General features: G+C 74.0%; 18 protein-coding genes. 8 read left to right on the forward strand and 10 right to left on the reverse strand.

Annotation, left to right across the window (positions count from 1 at the left end; translation table 11 throughout):
- Positions 1-78: 78 nt before the first annotated feature.
- Both ACFVUY_RS21770 and ACFVUY_RS21775 read right to left on the reverse strand, forming a co-directional pair.
- Entirely contained in the window at positions 79-1923 is a 1845-nt protein-coding gene (locus tag ACFVUY_RS21770) for a beta-galactosidase family protein (RefSeq protein WP_387732163.1), read from the reverse strand.
- 107 nt (positions 1924-2030) lie between these two features.
- Complete coding sequence (locus tag ACFVUY_RS21775) at positions 2031-2162, reverse strand: hypothetical protein (RefSeq protein WP_387732165.1); 132 nt, start codon at positions 2160-2162, stop codon at positions 2031-2033.
- A 142-nt stretch (positions 2163-2304) separates the two neighbouring features.
- Between ACFVUY_RS21775 and ACFVUY_RS21780 the strand changes: the two genes are divergently transcribed.
- On the forward strand, positions 2305-3585 hold the full coding sequence (locus ACFVUY_RS21780; RefSeq protein ID WP_387732166.1) for an alpha/beta hydrolase family protein: 1281 nt from the start codon (positions 2305-2307) through the stop codon (positions 3583-3585).
- A gap of 126 nt (positions 3586-3711) precedes the next feature.
- Here ACFVUY_RS21780 and ACFVUY_RS21785 read toward each other — a convergent pair whose 3' ends face one another.
- Positions 3712-4455, reverse strand: a complete 744-nt coding sequence (locus tag ACFVUY_RS21785) for a class I SAM-dependent methyltransferase (RefSeq protein WP_387732167.1) — start codon at positions 4453-4455, stop codon at positions 3712-3714.
- A gap of 364 nt (positions 4456-4819) precedes the next feature.
- Between ACFVUY_RS21785 and ACFVUY_RS21790 the strand changes: the two genes are divergently transcribed.
- From ACFVUY_RS21790 to ACFVUY_RS21805, 4 genes are all read left to right on the forward strand, one after another.
- Entirely contained in the window at positions 4820-5830 is a 1011-nt protein-coding gene (locus ACFVUY_RS21790) for a metallophosphoesterase family protein (protein ID WP_387732169.1), read from the forward strand.
- Positions 5831-5909: 79 nt separating this feature from the next.
- Positions 5910-6620 (forward strand): TetR family transcriptional regulator, encoded by a 711-nt coding sequence (locus ACFVUY_RS21795; protein ID WP_387732172.1) that lies wholly within the window; start codon positions 5910-5912, stop codon positions 6618-6620.
- Entirely contained in the window at positions 6617-8164 is a 1548-nt protein-coding gene (locus tag ACFVUY_RS21800; protein WP_387732174.1) for an FAD-dependent monooxygenase, read from the forward strand. Before ACFVUY_RS21795 ends, ACFVUY_RS21800 begins: the two co-directional genes overlap by 4 nt.
- Before the next feature lie 185 nt (positions 8165-8349).
- Positions 8350-8619: a hypothetical protein gene (locus tag ACFVUY_RS21805; protein ID WP_387732177.1), complete on the forward strand. Its 270-nt coding sequence runs from the start codon at positions 8350-8352 to the stop codon at positions 8617-8619.
- 93 nt (positions 8620-8712) lie between these two features.
- Here ACFVUY_RS21805 and ACFVUY_RS21810 read toward each other — a convergent pair whose 3' ends face one another.
- A complete protein-coding gene (locus ACFVUY_RS21810; protein ID WP_387732179.1) occupies positions 8713-9156 on the reverse strand; it encodes a hypothetical protein in 444 nt (147 codons plus the stop codon).
- A 370-nt stretch (positions 9157-9526) separates the two neighbouring features.
- Between ACFVUY_RS21810 and ACFVUY_RS21815 the strand changes: the two genes are divergently transcribed.
- On the forward strand, positions 9527-10579 hold the full coding sequence (locus tag ACFVUY_RS21815; RefSeq protein ID WP_387732182.1) for a hypothetical protein: 1053 nt from the start codon (positions 9527-9529) through the stop codon (positions 10577-10579).
- Between the two features lie 210 nt (positions 10580-10789).
- Here the strand turns inward: ACFVUY_RS21815 and ACFVUY_RS21820 are convergent, their stop codons facing one another.
- Positions 10790-11425, reverse strand: coding sequence for a DUF4937 domain-containing protein (locus ACFVUY_RS21820; protein WP_387732185.1), 636 nt, complete (start codon positions 11423-11425; stop codon positions 10790-10792).
- Positions 11426-11631: 206 nt separating this feature from the next.
- On the opposite strand from ACFVUY_RS21820, the gene ACFVUY_RS21825 reads away from it, so the two are divergent.
- Complete coding sequence (locus ACFVUY_RS21825) at positions 11632-12639, forward strand: GlxA family transcriptional regulator (RefSeq protein WP_387732188.1); 1008 nt, start codon at positions 11632-11634, stop codon at positions 12637-12639.
- A 34-nt stretch (positions 12640-12673) separates the two neighbouring features.
- On the forward strand, positions 12674-13426 hold the full coding sequence (locus ACFVUY_RS21830; RefSeq protein ID WP_387732191.1) for an MBL fold metallo-hydrolase: 753 nt from the start codon (positions 12674-12676) through the stop codon (positions 13424-13426).
- 70 nt (positions 13427-13496) lie between these two features.
- Here ACFVUY_RS21830 and ACFVUY_RS21835 read toward each other — a convergent pair whose 3' ends face one another.
- From ACFVUY_RS21835 to gcvPA, 5 genes are all read right to left on the reverse strand, one after another.
- Complete coding sequence (locus tag ACFVUY_RS21835; RefSeq protein WP_380548517.1) at positions 13497-14150, reverse strand: GntR family transcriptional regulator; 654 nt, start codon at positions 14148-14150, stop codon at positions 13497-13499.
- A gap of 100 nt (positions 14151-14250) precedes the next feature.
- Positions 14251-14997: an SDR family NAD(P)-dependent oxidoreductase gene (locus ACFVUY_RS21840; protein ID WP_387694537.1), complete on the reverse strand. Its 747-nt coding sequence runs from the start codon at positions 14995-14997 to the stop codon at positions 14251-14253.
- Positions 14998-15017: 20 nt separating this feature from the next.
- Positions 15018-16193 carry an ATP-NAD kinase family protein gene (locus ACFVUY_RS21845; protein ID WP_387732193.1) on the reverse strand — a complete coding sequence of 392 codons (1176 nt, stop codon included), beginning with the start codon at positions 16191-16193 and terminating at the stop codon, positions 15018-15020.
- The gene (gene gcvPB, locus ACFVUY_RS21850; RefSeq protein WP_387732196.1) at positions 16190-17788 is read right to left on the reverse strand and encodes an aminomethyl-transferring glycine dehydrogenase subunit GcvPB; all 1599 of its coding nucleotides are present in this window, start codon (positions 17786-17788) and stop codon (positions 16190-16192) included. Before gcvPB ends, ACFVUY_RS21845 begins: the two co-directional genes overlap by 4 nt.
- Positions 17785-19143, reverse strand: coding sequence for an aminomethyl-transferring glycine dehydrogenase subunit GcvPA (gene gcvPA, locus ACFVUY_RS21855; protein ID WP_387732199.1), 1359 nt, complete (start codon positions 19141-19143; stop codon positions 17785-17787). Before gcvPA ends, gcvPB begins: the two co-directional genes overlap by 4 nt.
- Between the last annotated feature and the right edge of the window lie 78 nt (positions 19144-19221).

Below are 19221 nucleotides of genomic sequence, written 5' to 3' on the forward strand. Positions count from 1 at the left end.
CCGGCCCGTCGGCGGCCGTGCCCCTCCGGAGGGGCACGGCCGCCGACGGGCCGGTGGAGCGGGCCGGAGCCCGCGAGCTCAGTACTCGGAGCTGGGGGCGGCGGCGAGCGGCCCGAGGTCGGGCCGGTCGCGGAGCTCGATCTCCTCGCCGTGGCCGTCCAGTTCGAGCAGCACGAGCTCGTTGACGCCCGCCCGCCACAGCGGAGCCGGGGCGTAGAGGGTCCGCTGCGGGCCCTGCGCGGAGTAGCGGCCGAGCAGGAAGCCGTTGAGCCAGAGGAGTCCGCGGCCCCAGCCGGGCAGGGCGACGAAGGCGTCGGCGGGCTCGGTGAGCGAGGCCTCGAAGCGGTGGAAGGCCGGGTCCGCGTCGACGGCCGCATCCGCCTCCTCGTAGCGCAGGCGGCCCAGATCGGAGAGCGGCAGGGGGCGGATCTCCCAGTCGAACAGCCGCTGGTGGCCGTGGGAGACGCCGCGGCTGATGCCCTTGCGGTCGTCCAGCAGGGGGCCGTAGTTCACCCGGCCGAGCGCCTCGACCAGGATGTCGAGCACGACGCCCTGCGGCCCGACCTCCAGCGGCAGGGTGTCCGCCGGGGCGTCGCGGTGCAGGACGCCGAGCGGCCGGCCGTCCGCGAACACGTGGGCGCGGTCGCCGATGCCGTCGATGCGCAGCGGCATGGACGGCCGGGGGCCGGAGATCCGGGTGCGGTAGTGGATGAGGCCGAGGGACTGGCCGACCTTCTCCATGGGCTCGGGGACGGGGCGGCGCACCGGCTCGGACAGGGCGTCGAGGTTCGCCAGGAGCCGCGCGGAGGCGGCGCGGCGCCGGACGCGCTGCGGAGCGACGCGCGGGACCGGCCCGGGCAGCTCGCCCTCGGGCAGGGGGAGGTACTTGCCGATGACGGCGCGGAAGGCGTGGAACTTCTCGGTGAGTTCGCCGGCCTCGCCGATCGGGGCGTCGTAGTCGTAGCTGGTGACGGTCGGCTGGTACCCGGTGTCGAACGGACGGGTGCCGGTGTGGTTGGCGCCGGCCCAGAAGCCGAAGTTGGTGCCGCCGTGGGCCATGTAGAGGTTGACGGAGGCCCCGGTGGCGAGGAGCTCGTCCAGTGCCCGGGCGGACTCGGCGGCGTCGCGCACGTGGTGCGGCTCGCCCCAGTGGTCGAACCAGCCGATCCAGAACTCCATGGCCGTCAGCGGGCCCTGGGGCTGGTAGCGCCGCAGCACCTCGAACCGCTCGGCGGGCCGGGAGCCGAAGGTCGCCGTGGCGAGGTGGCCCGGGACGCCGCCGCCCTGCTGCATGGCGTCCTCCGCGCCGTCCGCCGTGAACAGCAGGCAGTCGACGCCGCGTTCGAGCAGGCCGTCGCGCAGGTGGAGGAGGTAGCCGCGGTCGTTGCCGAAACTGCCGTACTCGTTCTCGATCTGCACCGCCACCACCGGGCCGCCCCGGCTCGCCAGCAGCGGCAGGATCTCGGGCACGACGGCGTCGAACCAGCCGTCCACCTCGGCCAGGTAGGCCGGGTCGGCGCAGCGCAGTTGCATCCCGTCGGCGGCGAGCAGTCGGGCGGGCAGGCCGCCGAACTCCCACTCCGCGCAGATGTAGGGGCCGGGCCGCAGGATGACGTCGAGCCCCTGCTGCTGGGCGAGGCGGCTGAAGCGGGCGACGTCGCGCCAGCCGGTGAAGTCGAAGGCGCCGGAGGGCAGCTCGTGGAAGTTCCAGGGGATGTAGGTGTCGACGGTGTTGGCGCCCATCGCGCGCAGCCGGCGCAGGCGGTCCTCCCAGAGGTCGGGATGGACGCGGAAGTAGTGCAGGGCACCGGAGACGACGCGGTGCGGCGCCCCGTCCCGGACGTACCCGGTTTCGTCGTGGTCGAGCATCAGGGGCCAGCTTTCGGAGGGCTGCGGCGGGAGGGGAGGCAGGGTGGCTGCCACGATGATCGAGCGTACCCAGTTCGGGGGCACTTGGAAAGCGCTTTCCCTGAAGGCTTGCCGGTTGCACGCGGGGGTGGGTGCGGGGAAGGGGCGGGCGGCGCCCGGGGTCACTCCTCGAAGGTGAGCAGGATCGCCACCGTGTTGCCCTCGGCGTCCAGGCACGCGGTCGTGTTCGACCCGTCCGGGTTCGCCAGGCCCGGTGCGGGCCGGCGCGGGCCGGGGGCGATCCGGAGCGCCACCCGCGGCCCGCCCGCCGCCCAGGGTGGAGGCGGGCCCGTCCGAGCGGCGGGTCCGCCCGGCGTGGCGGCTCCGACCTGCGGTTGAGCGGGCTACGCCGCGGGCAGGACGCGCCGGTGCCGGTGGCGCACCTAACGTGGCGTCATGTCGACAACTCCCCGGTGGCGGAGCGCCGCGCTCCTCGCCGTGCCCATCGCCGTCCTCCTCCCGCTGACCGGCCCGCAGGCCGCGTCGGCCGCCTCCCCGACCGCCGCACCGCCTTCCGTCGCCACCTCGTCGCGCCCGCCCGTGCCCGTGCCCGTTCCCGTGGAGGTGGGGGCGGACGTGGGCGTCGGCGCGGGCACGGAGCTGGGCCCGGACGCGCAGGCGGGCGTGGACGCGCAGGCCGGGGCGCCGCAGGTGCCCGCGCCCACCACGCACCGGCTGATCGGTGCCGCCTCGGTCCGCCTGGTGGACACCGGTCGGCACGACCCCTGGCGGCCGGACGCCGCCACCCGCGAACTGATGGCCACCCTCTGGTACCCGGCGCAGTCCGCGCGCGGCGGGCAACTGCCGTACCTCTCCCCGGAGATGTCCACCGCCCGGTACGGCACTCCGGACCTCAGCGCCGTCGGGACGGGGGTGCGGGTCCGTACGGTGCCCGCGCCCGGGCGGCACCCGCTGGTGGTGCTCTCGCCCGGCTTCGGCTTCGACCGCTCCTCGCTCACCGCCCTCGCCGAGGACCTCGCGGCCCGGGGCTACGCGGTGGCCGCGCTGGACCACACCTACGAGACGGCCGTGCAGTTCCCCGACGGGCGGTTGGAGTCCTGCCTGATCTGCGACAAGGTGGACGACCGGTTGGCGGCCGAGGTCATCCGCAGCCGGGCGAAGGACATCGCCTTCCTGATCGACCGGCTGACCGCGCCCGGTCCGGGGCTCGTCCGCGGGCTGCGGATCGACGCCTCCCGGATCGGCGCGGCCGGCCACTCCATCGGCGGCGCGAGCGCCGTCGAGGCGATGCGGGTGGACGGCCGGATCCGCGCCGCCGCCAACCTGGACGGCGACTTCTTCGCCCCGCTGCCGGCCGAGGGCCTCTCCCGCCCGGTGCTGCTGCTCGGTGCGCAGCGGCACGCCGGCGCGTCCCCGACGGCGAACTGGGACGAGACCTGGCAGCACCTGACCGGCTGGAAGCGCTGGCTGGACCTGCCGGAGGGCGGGCACCTGTCGTTCTGCGACGTGCACTGGCTGGTGGACGCCCTCGGCATCCGTGACCAGGTGCCGGCCGACACCGCTCCGGAGCAGTACGGCAGCATCAAGGGCGCCCGCGCGCTCGCCGCCACCCGGGCGTACCTCGGCGCGTTCTTCGACCGGCACCTGCTCGACCGCCCGGGCCGACTGCTGGACGGGCCGTCGGCGGCCTTCCCGGAGGTCCGCTTCGCCAAGTAGGGCACGGCCCCGACGGGTTGGACCCACGGTGGCCGCCGCCGGCCCGCCGGCCCGCCGACCGGGGGTGGCCCGCCGGCCGGGGGTGGCCGGTGAGCCGGGGGCGGCCGCGGGGCCGGTGCGGCCGGGTCAGGCGCGGCAGCGCAGCATCTCCAGTGGCGGGTGTGCGAGGAGGTCCGCCCAGAACTCCCTGCCGAACGCGCGGGTTCCGGCCTCGGACACACCCAGCGGCACCCACTCCAGCGCGGTGAACCCGGCCGCCCGCAGGCTCTCCTCGTACACCTCGCGGCGCGGGGCCGCGCCGACGATGCTGATCGGCCGCGGGTCGAGGAGCGCCGTGACCCGCACCCGCGGACCCGTCTCGGTCTCCCCGCCGATCGGCTCGCAGCGGAACCCGTACTCCTCCAGGGACGGGCAGTCGAACCGGTAGTCCGGCTTCTGGGCGAGGACGAAGAGTTCCCCGCCCGGCAGCAGGCTCCGGTGGACGGCGCGGCACATCCGCTCCATCGCCGCGATGTCCTCGGCGTAGTTGAGGCACTGCACCGCCAGGGCGATGTCGAACCGCCGGTCGAGCGGGCGCAGTTCGGCCACGTCGCCGACCTCGTAGCGCACGTCCAGCGGGTCGCGGCGCTCGATCGCCCGCGCGGCGGCGATCATCTCGACGGAAATGTCGACACCGAGGACGTCGGTGGCACCGCGTCGCTTGAACTCCCTGCTGTAGAAGCCGGTGCCGCACGCCAGGTCGAGGATCGACCGGCCACTGACGTCCCCGACCAGGCCGAGGAAGCTCGGCACCTCCCCGTAGCGCGTCAACGGCAGGGCCTTGAACCCCTCGAACGCCTCGCCGATCCCGTCGTACTGCTGCACGCCCATGTGCCGCCCCCTCCGGTGCGTCGTCCTGTCCGTACGGCCTCCCGCGCGCGGCCGAACACGGCCTCCGGGTTCGGAGGCCCCGCCCGGCCGGGCCGTGGTCCCGGCGGAAAGTCTCCTCCGCGCCCGTCCGTGGCCGTACTGGCGGATGACACGAAGAAGTCGGCCGGGCGGCGCGGTTCGCAGGAGCCGACGACCCGGTCCGCCGGGCCGGGCTCGGTCGCTCGACCCCGGACGGCCCGCGCAGGGCCTGCCCGACAGTGCCCGTTCACCTGGCCGCCCACTTGATCGCATATTGATAACGGGTCTGGTCCGAAGCGCGCGGCCGAGGTTCCTCGACCCCGTGCGACAGCCGAAAGGAAAGACCATGGAACGCAGGACCCTGCTCGGCGCGACCGCCGGGGCACTGGTGCTCGGAGGCCTCGCCCAGGGGACCGCCGAGGCGGAACCCGCCGACGGCGGCGGCCTGGTGAGCACGTTCAACGTCATCAGTGACATTCAGGGCGACCTCGGCGACTTCGCCCAGGCGCTGAAGGACATCCGGGCCACCAACCCGCACTCGTCGGGCCTGGCCGTCGCCGGGGACATCACGCCGCGCGGCTACGACTTCGAGTACGCCGACGTGCGGAAGGTGCTGGAGCAGGGGCCGAAGCCCCGCGAGGTGGCCTGGGCCATCGGCAACCACGAGTTCTACGTCCCCAAGTGGGCCGACCCGGACATGCTCGCCCAGAGCAGTTGGCCCAACGGCACCACCGAGGAGTCCCTCTTCCGCAGCTTCTACCGCTTCGCCGAGCGGTCGACGATCTACGCGGAGACGACCTTCGGCGGCATCCCGGTCCTGACCCTCGGCACCGAGCGCTACATGAAGTACCACGACAACTCCCTGTGGGACGAGGTGTGGATCAGCGACGCGCAGTTCCGGTGGCTGGAGGACCGCCTGCAGTACTGGGCGAGGCGCCGGAAGCCGGTCATGGTGATCACCCACCACCCGCTGCCCGACACCGTCTCCGGCACCCGGAGCAAGATCTACCGGAGCGACTACCTCCAGCCCGACCGCCTCCTCGGCCTCCTCGGGCGCTACCGCGACGTGTTCCTCTTCAGCGGCCACACCCACTGGGACCTGACCCTCTCCGACTGGTACGTGCGCCGCGTCGTGCCGGGTACCGCCAACCTCGACGGCTTCTCGGTGATCAACACCGGCGCGGTGCAGACCGGTTTCGCCGACGACGGGCAGGGCGGCGAGGTCACCGTCCCCGGGCACTTCAACCAGGGGCTCCAGGTGGACGTGTACCGGGACCGGGTCGTCATCAGGGCGCGCGACTTCGCGACGGGCGCCTGGATGAAGCGGATATCCGTGCCGCTGTCCACGCGGATCTGACCCTCGGCCCTTGGGCTCGATAAAACTTGCCGCCACGGAAACATTGCCGTGGCGGCAAGTTTGGGCCTACGCTGCTCGCATGGCACCTGCACCTGAGGCCCGTACGACCAGTCGGCCCGGACTCCGCGAGCGCAAGAAGCGGGAGACCCGGGTCGCGCTGAGCCGGGCGGCGATCCGGCTCTGCGTCCTGCACGGCTGGGACGCCGTGACGGTCGATCAGATCGCCGCCGAGGCCGACGTCTCGGTCCGCACCTTCCGCAACTACTTCGCCGGCAAGGCCGAGGCCATCGCCGCCAGCCACCTGGAGCGGATGCTCCGGGTCGCCGACGACCTGCTCGCCCGCCCGGCCGACGAAGCGCTCTGGGACTCGCTGCTCCACGCCGTGCTGGGCCAGTTCGCGCCGCCGGAAGCCTCCGGGGAGGGCAACTCCGCCGCGCAGAGCGAGCGCTGGCGCGAGGGGGTGCGGCTGATGCTGGCCGAACCGGCGCTGGCCGGCGAGATCGTCAAGGCCAACGCCGCCGCCCAGCAGGAGCTGGCCGAGGCCGTCGCGCGGCGCACCGGGACCGACGCCGAGCGCGACGTCTACCCGAAGCTGGTGGCGGCCGTGGTCGGGGCCGGCAGCGCGGTGGCCGTCGAGCACAGCCTGCGCGCCGACGATCCCGAGCCGCTCGGCACGGTCCTGGCCCAGGTCTTCGAGCAGGTCGCCGCCGGCCTGCCCGTCCCGTGGCGAGCGGCGGCGACCGACTCGCCCGCGGTGCCACCTCTTCCCGTTCGCACCAAGGAGACATGACCGTGACAGCCGACGTGATCATCGTGGGAGGCGGCCCGAACGGGCTGATGCTGGCCTGCGAACTGAGCCTGGCCGGCATTCGCCCGATCGTGCTGGAGCAGCTCCCGCAGCCCAGCACCGAACCCAAGGCCAACGGCCTGCTCGGCCAGGTGGTGCGCCTGGCCGACCACCGCGGCCTGTACGAGCCGCTCAGCGGCAGCCCGGAGCCCCCGCGGCCGAACTCCGCCTACTTCATGTTCGCCGCCATGGGACTCGACCTCGGCCGGTTGGACGCCAGCCCGGTCTTCGGCCTGGCCGCCCCGCAGCACCGCATCGTCGAGGTCCTGGAGGAACGCGCCCGCGCCCTCGGCGTCGACCTGCGGCGCGGGTACCGGGTCGGCGCCGTCGCCCAGGACGAGGAGGCCGTCACCCTCGACGTCACCGGTCCCGACGGCGACCGGCGGATGCGCGCCCGCTGGGTGGTCGGCGCGGACGGCGCGCACAGCGTGATCCGCAAGGGGAGCGGTATCGGGTTCCCCGGAGTCAGCTACGACCGCCGCACCAACCGCACCGTCCACGCCACCGTCCCCACCGACTGGGTCGACCCCGTCAACGGCGCCCTCACCATCCCCGGCCACGGACCCGTCCTGCCCTTCCTGCCCCACCGCGCCGAACGGGGCGGCTTTTCCTACGCGCCGTTCCCCGGGCAGCCGCCGCTGATCAGCACCACCGAGTGGGACCAGGTCGCGACGGACGAGCCGATGACCCTGGCCGAAATGGAGTCGAGTATCCGCCGGGTCCTCGGCGTCGACCTGCCGCTCGGCCCGCCGGACGGCACCGGCCCGCACGTGCTGCGTCGGCTGACCGGCGGCAACACCCGGGTCGCCGACCGGTTCCGCGACGGCCGGGTCCTCCTGATCGGCGACGCCGCCCACGTCTACACCTCCGGCGGCGGCCCCGGGCTGAACCTCGGCCTCCAGGACGCCGCCAACCTCGGCTGGAAACTCGCCGCCGTGCTGCGCGACACCGCCCCGACCGGCCTGCTCGACAGCTACGACACCGAGCGCCGCCAGGCCGCCCGCCGCATGGTGCTCAACGCCGAGGCGCAGTCCGCGCTCACCGCACCGGGAAGCGACACGACCGCCCTGCGCGAACTCTTCGCCGAACTGCTCACCCACAAGGAGGTCGTCCAGCACCTCGCCGACCTCACCGCGGGCACCGACGTGCGCTACGACATGGGCATCACCGATCCCCACCCCGCGGTCGGCCGGTTCGCACCGGACCTGGAGCTGACCACCGGGACGGGGAAGGCCAGGATCGCCGAACTCGCCCGAAGCGCCCGGCCGTTGCTGATCGACCTGAGCGAGGACCAGTCGCTGGCAGCCGCACTGGCGGAGGACCAGGACGCCGTCGAAGTCGTCATCGCGAAGGACGGCCCGGCCGGCCTCACCGGTCTGCTGATCCGCCCCGACGGCTACGTGGCCTGGGCCGGCGGCTCACCCTGCACCGACCCGGCCGAACAGGCCGAGCTGCGCGCGGCCGTCGGGCGCTGGTTCACGGTCTGAGCAGCCGCGGCCGCAGCCGGGGCCGACGGGGGCGCTCCCGTCGGCCCACAGCGCCCACAGCGCGCACGGAGTCCGTGGGCTCCGGTCCGTGGGCGCGGATGCGTCCGGCCCGAGCGGACACCATCATGGAAGCGCGGCGCTCGCCCTGCGGGTGCCCTGCGCCGCCCGAGCGCGAAGGAGAAGCCATGGCCCCGGCCACCGATGACCCCTGCGCCGGCCTGCGGAACCTGATCGCCGCCTCCCGGGCCGCGCTCGCCCAGGACGCGGCGAGGGTCAGACATCTCCAGAACCAGCTGGACGACCTCAGCAGCCAGCCGGATCCCGATCCGGCGCAGGTCGCCGAGCTGCGGGCGGAGCTGGGCGACGCCCGCGAGAAGGTGGAGGAGGACCAGCAGGCCCTGGCGGACCAGCAGGACGACTTCGAAGCCAACTGCTCGGGGGACACCCCGCCCTGACCGCTCCGGCGCGGTAGCGGGAGGCGAGTTCGTCGAAGCCGGTGCCGATCGTGCGCAACCGCTTGCGGCGGGCGAAGCACCGTGCTCAGGAGCTCAGCCTTGCCCGAAGTGAATCCCCTCCCCGGGCTCCCGGATGTCGATCCGGTCGGGGACGTCGTCGAACAGGACGAGCAGCAGGTCAGGGGCGGCGGGCGACGGTTGGGGCGACCCGTTCGGCGCGGGGACCGGGTCGGGCGTGTGGAGGTGCGCCACGCCGTTCGACCAGGCGAACCGGGCCGCGCACGCCGCGCCGGAACTGTTCACGACGGGGAGCTCGGACGGGACGTACCTCCCACCGCTCACGACGACCACGGGCCGGCCGTCCCGGTACTCGATCGACAGGGTCGCGATGTCCTCGGGCTCGACCTGGTCGGCCGGGATCAGCGCCGGTTCGGGCGCGGTTGCCCCGGGGGACGGAGACGATCCGAGGTTGGCCATCTGCTCGGGTGACATCTGCACCTTGGCGGGGCCCTTGGCGTTGGGCGTGGACTCGGACATGGCGTCTCCTCACTGAACGGCTCGCTGCCGATGCGCCTGCATCCTTCCATGACGAAGCGTCAGCACATCATCATTGGCGACCCGTTCCGGACCGGGAGGCGGGGCAGCGGCCGGACGGTGCCGGCGTTCCGACGTGAGGGCCTTCGGCTCGGCACTTTCCCCGCGCCTCTCGCATCCCGCGCGCCCCGGCAGGTGGCCTGCGTTCAAACGGGGCCTCACCCGATCGGGTGAACACCCGCCAGTATTCGGGCGCAGGTGAAAGCGGATGGGTGAATCGTTGCCTCCGCCGGACATGGGCGCGTACCTGCCAGGCGCGCGATCCGTTCCGGAGCATCCGTGTTGTGCAGTGCGAGCGAGGGGAATTCCCGTCATGGCGCCTTCGACCACTCCCGGTCTGGTGTGGGCTTCGCCGTTCGGCCTCGGGGGAGGCACCACGTTCAACCCCGCGGTGGTGCCGAACGCGGACGACCGCCTGTCGGTCTTCGTGCGGGGCAACGGCCCCGACCTGTACGTCAAGTCGCAGCAGCGCGACTGGAGCTGGGAAGCGAACTGGACCCGGATCGCTGGCGCGGTCGGCAAGGTCGCGGGCACGCCCGCCGCGGTGCGCGGCCCCGACGGCATCGTCAACGTGGTCTGGCGCGGCCCCGACGGCGGTGTGTGGGCGCTGCGGCAGGACGTGATCAACAGCACCGGCTACGTGGTGTCGCGGATCGCCTCGGACGCGGCATCGGACCCGGCAGCGGTCCTGAACGCGGACGGCCGCGTCTCGGCGTTCTACAACGGCACCGACCGGGCCCTGTGGCACGTCCACCAGACGGCGGTGGACTACGCCTCATGGGAACCGGCCGAGAGCCTGGGCGGCGACACGCTGGCGAACAACGTGCTCGCCCCGGCCGCGGCCCGCGGCGGTGACGGCCGGGTCCAGGTCTTCGTCCACGGTGCGAACGACGAGATCTGGGGCATCAGCGAGCAGGACCCGGACAGCACCGACAACTGGACCAACTACTTCCTCGTCTCGGCACGCAACGCGGGCGTCGTGGGCAGCCCCACCGCCGTCACGGACGCCGACCGCCGCATCCGCGTGTTCTGGCGGGCCGGCACCACCGGCTTCCACGCCGTCCAGCCCGCCGGCTACGGCACCTCCTACACCACCCCCGGAACCACCCAGGGCACCATCGTCGAGGCCCCGGTGGCGATCCTGGCGATGGACGGCCGCCTGGAGGTCTTCGTCGTGGCCACCGACCGCAGCCTGTACGTCTGCGAGCAGAAGCAGCCCAACGCCGACGTCTTCGCCGACGCCGCTCCGCTGGGCGGACACGTGGCGGGCCTGCCCGTCCCCGCCAGGTACCACGACAACCGTCTCCTGGTTCCCCACCGCGGCTCCGACAACGGCATCTGGGCCTTCCAGCAGATGTTCACCTGACATCCCGTCGGCAGGGCGGCCCCGGCACTCCGGTGCCGGGGCCGCCCCATCACATCAGGCACCGTCGAAGCGAGTCGACGCAGGCGGGAACAGCCGGCGGCCCGAGCGGCCCCGACCCGGCCGCCGCTGCGCGCAGGTGTCGGGCATCTCGGTCAGCGCCGCTTTCTCGGGCCCGGTCACGGACAGGCCGTGGGCGTGCTCGGTGTCGGTTCAGGTGCCGGCCCCGATGCGCCAGGAGGGTTCGAGGGGGAGCAGGTGGCCCGTCAGGGTGCGGACGTCGGTGGGGACGCCGGCGCGGGCGAGCAGGGCCGGGAGGTGGTGGGTGGTGTAGTCGCGGTGGGCGGCGGGGGTGGTCCAGAGGGTGGTGACGAGGTGACGCCCGGGGGAGAGGCGGGTGACGGTGCCGCCCAGCATGCCGTCCGCGGCCGCCATGCCCGGCGCCCAGAGCTCGCGCTGGACGTCGAGGAAGTGGTCGGCGCGGCCGGGGCGGAGCCGGCAGTCGGCGGCGCGCAGGACGGTGGCGCGGGCGAGGGCGGCGGGGAGGGAGGGGGCCGCGCCCGGCATGGTGAGGACGACCGGGCCGGTGGCGACCTCGATCCCCGTGCAGCTGGAGCGCTGGTCGGCGTGGGCGGCGGCCCGGTCGTGGCGCTCGCGCATGAAGCGGGCGTACGCGGGTTCGTCGCTCCACAGGGCGAGCAGCAGGGCGCGGTCGGCGCCGGGTTCCCGGCCGCCGGTCTGGCCGACCAGGCCCGGCTGGTCGGAGATCACCGACCAGCGGCGCTGGCCGGCGGCGAACGCCTCGCGTGCTCCGGGCCGGACCCGGCAGTCGATCCACTTGCCGATCATGCGGGCCATCATGCTGCGGGGAGGCGGCGGAGAGGCAATCGGGCGTTGGTCCCGAGGGCGATAGGACCAGGGGTGTAGGGCCCGCGCCGGGGGCGGTGTCCGGATGCGGCGTCGACCGGATGGGCTGCTGTCCGGATGCGGTGCTGTCCGGATGTTGCAGAGTCCCGTCATTGCCGCCATCACTGCCGCCGGGCGAGAGTGGGGGCATGAACGACGCACCCCGCCTGCCGCATCTGGTCGTGATCCCGGTGTTCCCCGGAGTGAACGCGCTGGACGTGACCGGGCCCGCCGAGATCCTCGCGCTGGCCGGGCGGCTGCTGCCGCCCGGGCGGCCGGGGTACGAGGTGCGGGTGTGCGCGGAGCGGAGCGGGCCGGTGGAGACCTTCTCCGGGGTGCCGCTGTACGTGACCGACACCCTGGCCGAGCAGCGGGTGCGGCCGGACACGGTGCTGGTGCCGGGGCGGGTGGACCTGGGCCCGGACGGGCCGGTGCCGCGGGTGGACCCGGCGGTGGTCGCCTGGCTGAGGGAGGCCGGGCCGCGGGCCGGGCGGATCGCCTCGGTGTGCGCGGGCGCGCACGTGGCGGCGGCGGCCGGACTGCTGGACGGGCATCGCGCGACCACCCACTGGGCGACCGCCGAGCGGCTGGCCGCCGACCATCCGGCCGTCGAGGTGGACGCCGACCCGGTGTTCATCCGCTCCGGACGGTTGTGGACCAGCGCGGGCCTGACCACCTCCATGGACCTCACCCTCGCCCTGGTCGCCGAGGACCACGGCGACGACCTGGCCCTGCAGATCGCGCGGATCATGGTCATGTACCTCCAACGCCCGGGTGGTCAGAGCCAGTTCAGCGTGCCCCTGGCGCACCGTACGGGCGGCCGGGCGGACCTGGGCGGCCTGCGCCGCTGGATCGCCGAGCACCTGGACGCCGATCTGTCGGTGTCCGTGCTCGCCGGGCGACTCGCCATGAGCGAACGGCATTTCGCCCGGGTCTTCCGTGCGGAGACCGGTACCACCCCCGGGTCCTACGTGGAGGAGCTGCGCCTGGAGGCGGCCCGCCGGCTGCTGGAGCGCAGCGACCATCCGCTGCCCGGGGTCGCCCGGTCCTGCGGCTTCGGTTCCGTGGAGACCTTGCACCGGGTGTTCAGGGACCGGCTGTCCACCACTCCGGGGGAGTACCGGCGCCGGTTCCGGATCCCGGCGACGACTGCCTGACCGAACGTCAAGTCACCATGAGAGAAGGAATACTGTGAGGATCAAGGCCACGCACATCGGAACCGCGACGGTCCTGCTGGAGGTCGGCGGCCTGCGGCTGCTGACCGATCCGGTCTTCGACCCGGCCCCCGCCGAGTACCGGCGCGACCCGGTGGTCCTGCGCAGCACCCGGGGCCCGGCGGCGGGTGTGCACGAGCTGCCGCCGGTGGACGCCGTACTGCTCAGCCACGACGAGCACCCCGACAACCTGGACGCCACCGGCCGTACCCTGCTCGCCGGGCGCCCGGTGCTGACCACGGTCGGCGGGGCGGCCCGGCTCGGTGGCGGCGCGCTCGGGCTGGCGCCGTGGCAGACCCGGGACCTCACCGTGGACGGCCGCACCCTGCGGGTGACCGGCACGCCCGGTGTGCACGGTCCGGTCGGGGAGGTCACCGGGTTCGTGGTCGAGGTGCCGGGCGAGCCGGAGGCGCTGTACGTCTCGGGCGACACCGTCCACATCCCCGAACTGGACGAGGTGGGGCGGAGGTTCCGGATCGGCACGGCCCTGCTGCACCTCGGCGCCGCCCGGATCGAGGCCTTCGGCGGCGGCGAGCTGATCACCATGGACGCGGCGCAGGCCGCCGCGCTCACCGCCTCGCTCGGAGCCCGCCGGGTCGTGCCCGTCCACTACAGCTCGTGGCAGCACTTCACCGAGGGGCGGACGGAGACCGCCGCACGGTTCGCGGCGGCGGGCCTGGCCGACCGGCTGCACTGGCTCACCCCGGGCGTCGCCGAGGTGCTCGACTGACGAGCGGACCGGGTTCAGAACCCCGGATTCAGAACCCCGGATTCAGGGCGCCGGGTCCAGGGCGCCGGGTTCAGAGCGCGGCGACCGGGGGCAGGCGGTCCAGGATGCGTTCCATGCCGCTGGTCCAGTTGGCCTCCAGCGCGGTGACGGCCTGGTCGACGTCGCCTTCCAGCAGGCACTGGGCGATCCGCTCGTGCTCCTCGGCGGCGCGTTCCAGGATCTCGTGGTCGCCGACCACCACCCGCTCGTAGCGGTGCAGGGTGAGTTTCAGCGACTCGATCATCTCGCGCAGCCGGGCGTTGGCGCAGCCGGAGAGCAGCAGGGCGTGCCAGGCGTCGTCGTAGCGCTCTATGGTGCCGTGCGGGGCCTGGGGGGCGGAGAAGGCGCGGGCCTCGGCGAGCAGCCTGGGGGCGATCTCGGCCAGGTGGGCCGGGTCGGAGGTGCGCAGGGCCAGCGACTCCAGGGCGATCACGATCGCGGTGAGGTCGAGGAACTCCTGTTTGCCGGTGGGGGCGAAGCGGAAGCCCTTGCCGCGCTCGCTGGTGATGATGCCCTCGCGTTCCAGGCTGATCAGGGCCTCGCGCAGGGGGGTTCGGCTGACGCCCAGTTCCTCGGCGAGCTGGACCTCGTTGATCGACTCGCCGGGGGTGAACCGGCCGCGGCCGAGCTGCTCCAGGAGTTCGTCCTTCACCTGCTCGCGCAGCGGCCGCCGCTCGATCGCCATCAAACGTCCCTTCTTCCTCGGTCCGTAGCGTACCGGCCGGGCGGCGCGTGCCGTCGCCCGGCCGTCGTACGGGGTTGCGGTGCTGTACGGTTCGCGGGCGTCAGGCGGTGCCGGCGCCGTCCACGGCGATGACCGCGCCGCTGACGAAGGCGGCGGCGTCACTGGCCAGGAAGGCCACGGTCTGGGCGATGTCCCGGGGCTGGCCGATCCGGCCGAGCGGGCGGTCGGCGGCGTCGGTGTAGAAGGCGTCCGGGTTCTCGCCCAGCTGGCGGGCCTCCTCGGCGAGCATGCCGGTGTCGGTGTCGCCCGGGCAGACGCAGTTGACCCGGATGTTGTCCGGGCCGTGGTCGATGGCCATCGCCCGGGTCATGTTGACCACGGCGCCCTTGGAGGCGCAGTAGGAGACGGCCCGGCCGCCGCCCCTGATGCCCCAGCCGGAGCCGGTGTTGACGATGCTGCCGCCGCCGTTCGCGGCCATCAGCGGCACCACGAGTCCGCTGAGCAGCATGATCGAGCGGACGTTGACGGCCATCACCAGGTCCCAGTCCTCGTCGCTGATCCCGGTGACGGTGGAGCGGCGGATGATGCCGGCGTTGTTGAACAGCACGTCGACGCCGCCGTGCTGTTCGACGGCGGTGCGCACGGCCTGCTCGCAGTCGGCGCGCCGGGAGACGTCGCAGCGGACGAAGGTGCCGCCGATCTCCTCGGCGGCCCGTTCGCCGCGTTCGGTGTCGAGGTCGGCGAGGACGACGGCCGCGCCGAGTTCGGCGAGCAGGGCGGCGGTGGCCCGGCCGATGCCGGAGGCGGCGCCGGTGACGATCGCGCGCTTGCCGTGCAGGTCGATCATGGGGAACTCCTCTACAGGGGTCAGACGGAGAGGCGGTACACGGCGCCGGAGCGGCGGCCGGTGATCACCCGGACGTGGCCGGCGAGGGCGTCGTCGAGGTCGGGGTCGCCGGTGTCGAGCAGCAGCGGGCGTCCGGCCAGGGCGGCGAGCTTCGCCTCGGTGGCGAGCACCAGCAGCCTCTCCCGGCCCGCGGCGCGCAGCAGTTCGGGGGTGAGCTGCTGGTTGCCGCGGCCGAGCAGGAAGCCCTGGCCGCCGATCGGGGAGAGGGCGATGTGGGGGGTGGTGGGCAGGGCGCGCAGCTGGTCGGCCCGGGCGTCGCGGATCAGGATCCGGGCGGCGGTGGCGAGGCCGTCGGAGCGGCCGGGCCCGAGGGCGCTGCCGGGGCCGAGCCGCAGCAGGTCGACGCCGGTCAGGCTGGCGCCGGGCGCGCCGAGCGCGGTGGCCACCGCGTGGGTGGTGCTGCCGGGTCCGAGGAGCAGCAGCCCGCCGGGGCCGACCCGTTCGGCGACCTCGGCGGCGATGCCGGCGGGTGTTCCCGGGTCGGGTCCGGAGCTGCCGGTCTTGCGCTGCTGCACGCGGGCGGGCAGCACCGGGACGGTCAGCCGGCCGTGGAGCCGGGCGGAGACCCGGCCGGCCCGCAGCGCGGCCTCGTCCCGGTCCACCACCTCGGCGTCCTCCAGGCGCACGCCCCGGCCGGTGGCCCAGGCCGCCGCGACCTCGGCGGCGGCCCGGGGGTGGACGGCGAACACGGCGGAGTGCATCTTGACCCCGGCCGGGATGCCGAGCACGGGCAGGCGGGGCTCGGGCCCAAGGGCGTCGAGGACGTCGCGGGCGGTGCCGTCGCCGCCGCAGAACAGCAGCAGTGCGGCGCCGGCCGCGACGAGGGCGCGCACCGCGGCCCGGGTGTCGTCGGCGGTGGTGTTCGCCGCGCCGGGCCGGTGGACGACGCGTGCGGTGCGGCCGGCGGCCCGGGCGGCGTCGGCGCCCATCGCGCCGTCGGCCGTGATCAGTTCCACGTCGGGCGGCAGCTGCCGGAGGGTCAGCGCGGCCCGGGCGACGGCCTGCGGGCGGGCGCCGAGTGCCAGGGCCCGTCGCTGGACCTCGGCGCCGTCGCTGCCCTTGAGCCCGACCCGGCCGCCGAGGCCGGCGACCGGGTTGACCACGAGCCCGATCCGGGTGCTCGGGGCGGAGGTCACGGCTGCTCGCCGAGGACCTTGCGGCGGTAGGCGCGCCAGCTGACCGCCCAGACCGCCGGGTCGTCCAGCGGCTCGTGCCGGATCCGGTGCACGGTGGAGTTGTGCGGCGCGGTGCGGACGGTCTCCGGGTCCTCGTACGCCTCGCGGGCGACCTCGGCGAGGATCGCCGCGTACTCGTCCAGGTCGGCCCGGGAGTAGGACTCGGTGGGCTCCAGGGTCATCGGCTCGGGGACGAGGTACGGGTGGTGGCTGGTCCAGTAGTGGGTGCCGAAGTCGGCGGCGCGGTAGCCGAGGTCCTCGCTGTGCAGGCCGGTGTCCTCGTTGAGCTGCTGCCAGCTGTAGCGGACCTGTTCGACCCGGGGGCGCCCCTCGGCGTAGGGGACGGAGACGCCGCGGATCTGCCGGACCCGGTGCAGCAGGTAGTTGTTGTTGAGGACGGCGGTCTCGGCGGCCTCGCGCAGCCCCTCGGCGCCCAGGGCCGTGATCCAGGCGTAGGCGCGCACCAGGTTCGGGACGACGCCCAGGTAGGGGCGGATCTTGCCGATCGAGTCCGGCCGGTCGTCGTCCAGGACGTACCGCTCGCCGTCGAACTCGACGGTGGGGCGCGGCAGGTAGGGCGCCAGCTCGGCGGTGACTCCGCAGGCGCCGGCGGCCGGGCCGCCGCAGGCGTGCGGGGTGGAGAAGGTCTTGTGCAGGTTGAAGTGACACAGGTCGAAGCCGGCCTCGCGGGCCCGGGTGATGCCGAGGATCCCGTTGGCGTTGGCCTGGTCGTAGGCGCACAGGCCGCCGGCCTCGTGGACGATCCGGACGAACTCGGCGATCCGGGGGTTGTAGATGCCGGTGTCCTCGGGGTTGGTGATGAGCAGTGCGGCGGTGCGCGGGCCGACGGCGGCGCGCAGCGCCTCGATGTCGGGGTAGCCGTCGGCGTCGGGGTGCAGGGTGATCACCCGGAAGCCGGCGGTCTTGGCGCAGGCGGCGTTGGAGGGGTGGGAGAAGGCGGTGGTGATGATCTCGTCGCGCTGCTCCAGCTCGCCGCGCGCGGCGTGGTGGGCGCGGATCACCGAGACGTTGGTCCAGATCGCCGCCGAGCCCGCGCCGGGCTGGAGGCTGACCCGGTCCATGCCGGAGATCTCCTTGAGCAACTGCTCCAGCCGGTGGACGAGTTCGAGGACGCCCTGGACGGTGGAGGCGTCCTGGGCGGGGTGCAGGGCGGCGATCCGGGGGTCGCGGACGAAGGTGTCGTTGACCTTGGGGCTGTACTTCATGGTGCAGGTGCCCTGGCCGACGTCGACGTTGAGGTCGGCGCCGAGGTTCTCCTGGGAGAGCCGCAGGTAGTGCCGGAGCACCTGCTGCTGGCCGATTTCGGGCAGGGCGGGCGGGGCGCTGCGGCGCAGTGCGGCGGGCAGCCGTTCGGCGGGGTCGCCGACAGCGGCGGTGACGGCGGGCTCGGGCAGCGGGGGCAGGACGCCGCGCTCGCCGGGCGCGCCGAGCTCGAAGATCAGCTTCTCGTCCCAGCGGGCCTGGTGGAAGCGGCGCAGGGCGGGTTTGGGGGCGATCCGCGGGTCCACGGACCCGGTGTTCGGGTGGTTCGTCACTTGACGATCTCCTCAAGCGCGTCGGCGAGGCGGTCGATGTCGGCCCGGGTGTGCAGCTCGGTCACGCAGTAGCGGCCCTCGTGGGGGCCGGCCGGGGTGCCGCCGTGCAGGCCGTGGGCGAGCAGCGCCTCGGAGATCTCGGCGGCGGTGCGCTCGCCGGTGTAGCGGACGGTGAAGTCGGCGAAGTGCACGGCCTGCGGGTCCGCCAGGTCGATGCCGGGGACGAGGGCGAGGCGCCGGCGGGCGTAGGCGGTGTTGGCGAGGATCGTCGCGCCGATCTCCCGCATGCCGTGCGGGCCCATCAGCGCGAGGTAGACCCCGGCGGCGATGCCGTGCAGGGCGGCGGCGGTGCCGACCCACTCCTTGCCCTCCTCGCGCAGCGCGAAGGAGGTGCGCTCGTAGGCGACGTCGCCGAAGCCGTACTCGCCGGGGACGTCGGTGGGGGTGAGCCCGAACAGCCGGCTGGGGTACTCGGCGACCAGGCGTTCGTCGTCGGCACTGCCGATGAAGCCGGCGTTGCCGCCGCCGTAGCCGGGGTGGATGCCGAGCGGCTGGAGGTCTCCGCAGGTGAGGTCGGCGCCGAGTTCGGCGGGCGGGGTGAGCACGCCGAGGCTCAGCGGGTTGACGTGGACGACGGCCAGCGCCCCGGCGCCGTGGGCGAGTTCGATGTACTGCGGCAGCTCGTGGTCGACCAGGCCGTCGTGGTCGGTGAGTTGGGCGTAGACGGCGGCCGCGTCGCCCTCGGCCAGCGCCGACCGGACGGCGGCGGGCTCGGCGGGGACGGGCACCAGCTCGTGGACGCCCCGGACGTAGTCGTGGATCCGGGAGAGCCGGTCCGGGTCGATCGCGCCGACCAGCACCAGCCGGCGCCGCCCGGTGACCCGTCCGGCCATCCGCAGCGCCGTGGCGGCGGCCTGGAAGCCGTCGTACGTCGGCACGTTGACGACGTCGACGGCCAGCAGCTCGGCCATCATCGACTGGTACTCCCACAGCGCCTGGAAGCGGCCGTGGTCCTCGTACGGCTCGCCCGCGTAGGCGGTGAGGAACTCGCTGCGGTTGACGATCTCGTCCACCACGGCGGGCACGTGGTGGCGGTAGCAGCCGGCGCCGAGGAAGCTGCGCCCCGGCGGGACGGCGGTGTTGCGGGAGAGCAGCTCCTCCATGTGGGCGACCAGTCGGGCCTCGGAGCCGAGCGGCTCGGGCAGTCGCAGCGGGCGGTCCAGCCGGAGGGCGGCGGGGATGTCGGCGTAGAACTCCTCGACGTCCTGGGCGCCGACCGCCGCCAGCATCGCTTTCCTCACCTGCGGGGCGGAGTTGGGGATGTACGGGTGGGTTCGGGGGACGCGTGTGCTCATGCTGGCACCTTCCGCGATTTCAGTCACAAGCCTTGACGGGGTTGTGAATGCTGAGTTCTGTATACAGCATTCGGCATT

It is taken from the genome of Kitasatospora sp. NPDC058063 (assembly GCF_042885395.1).
Taxonomy (GTDB): domain Bacteria; phylum Actinomycetota; class Actinomycetes; order Streptomycetales; family Streptomycetaceae; genus Kitasatospora; species Kitasatospora lactacystinica.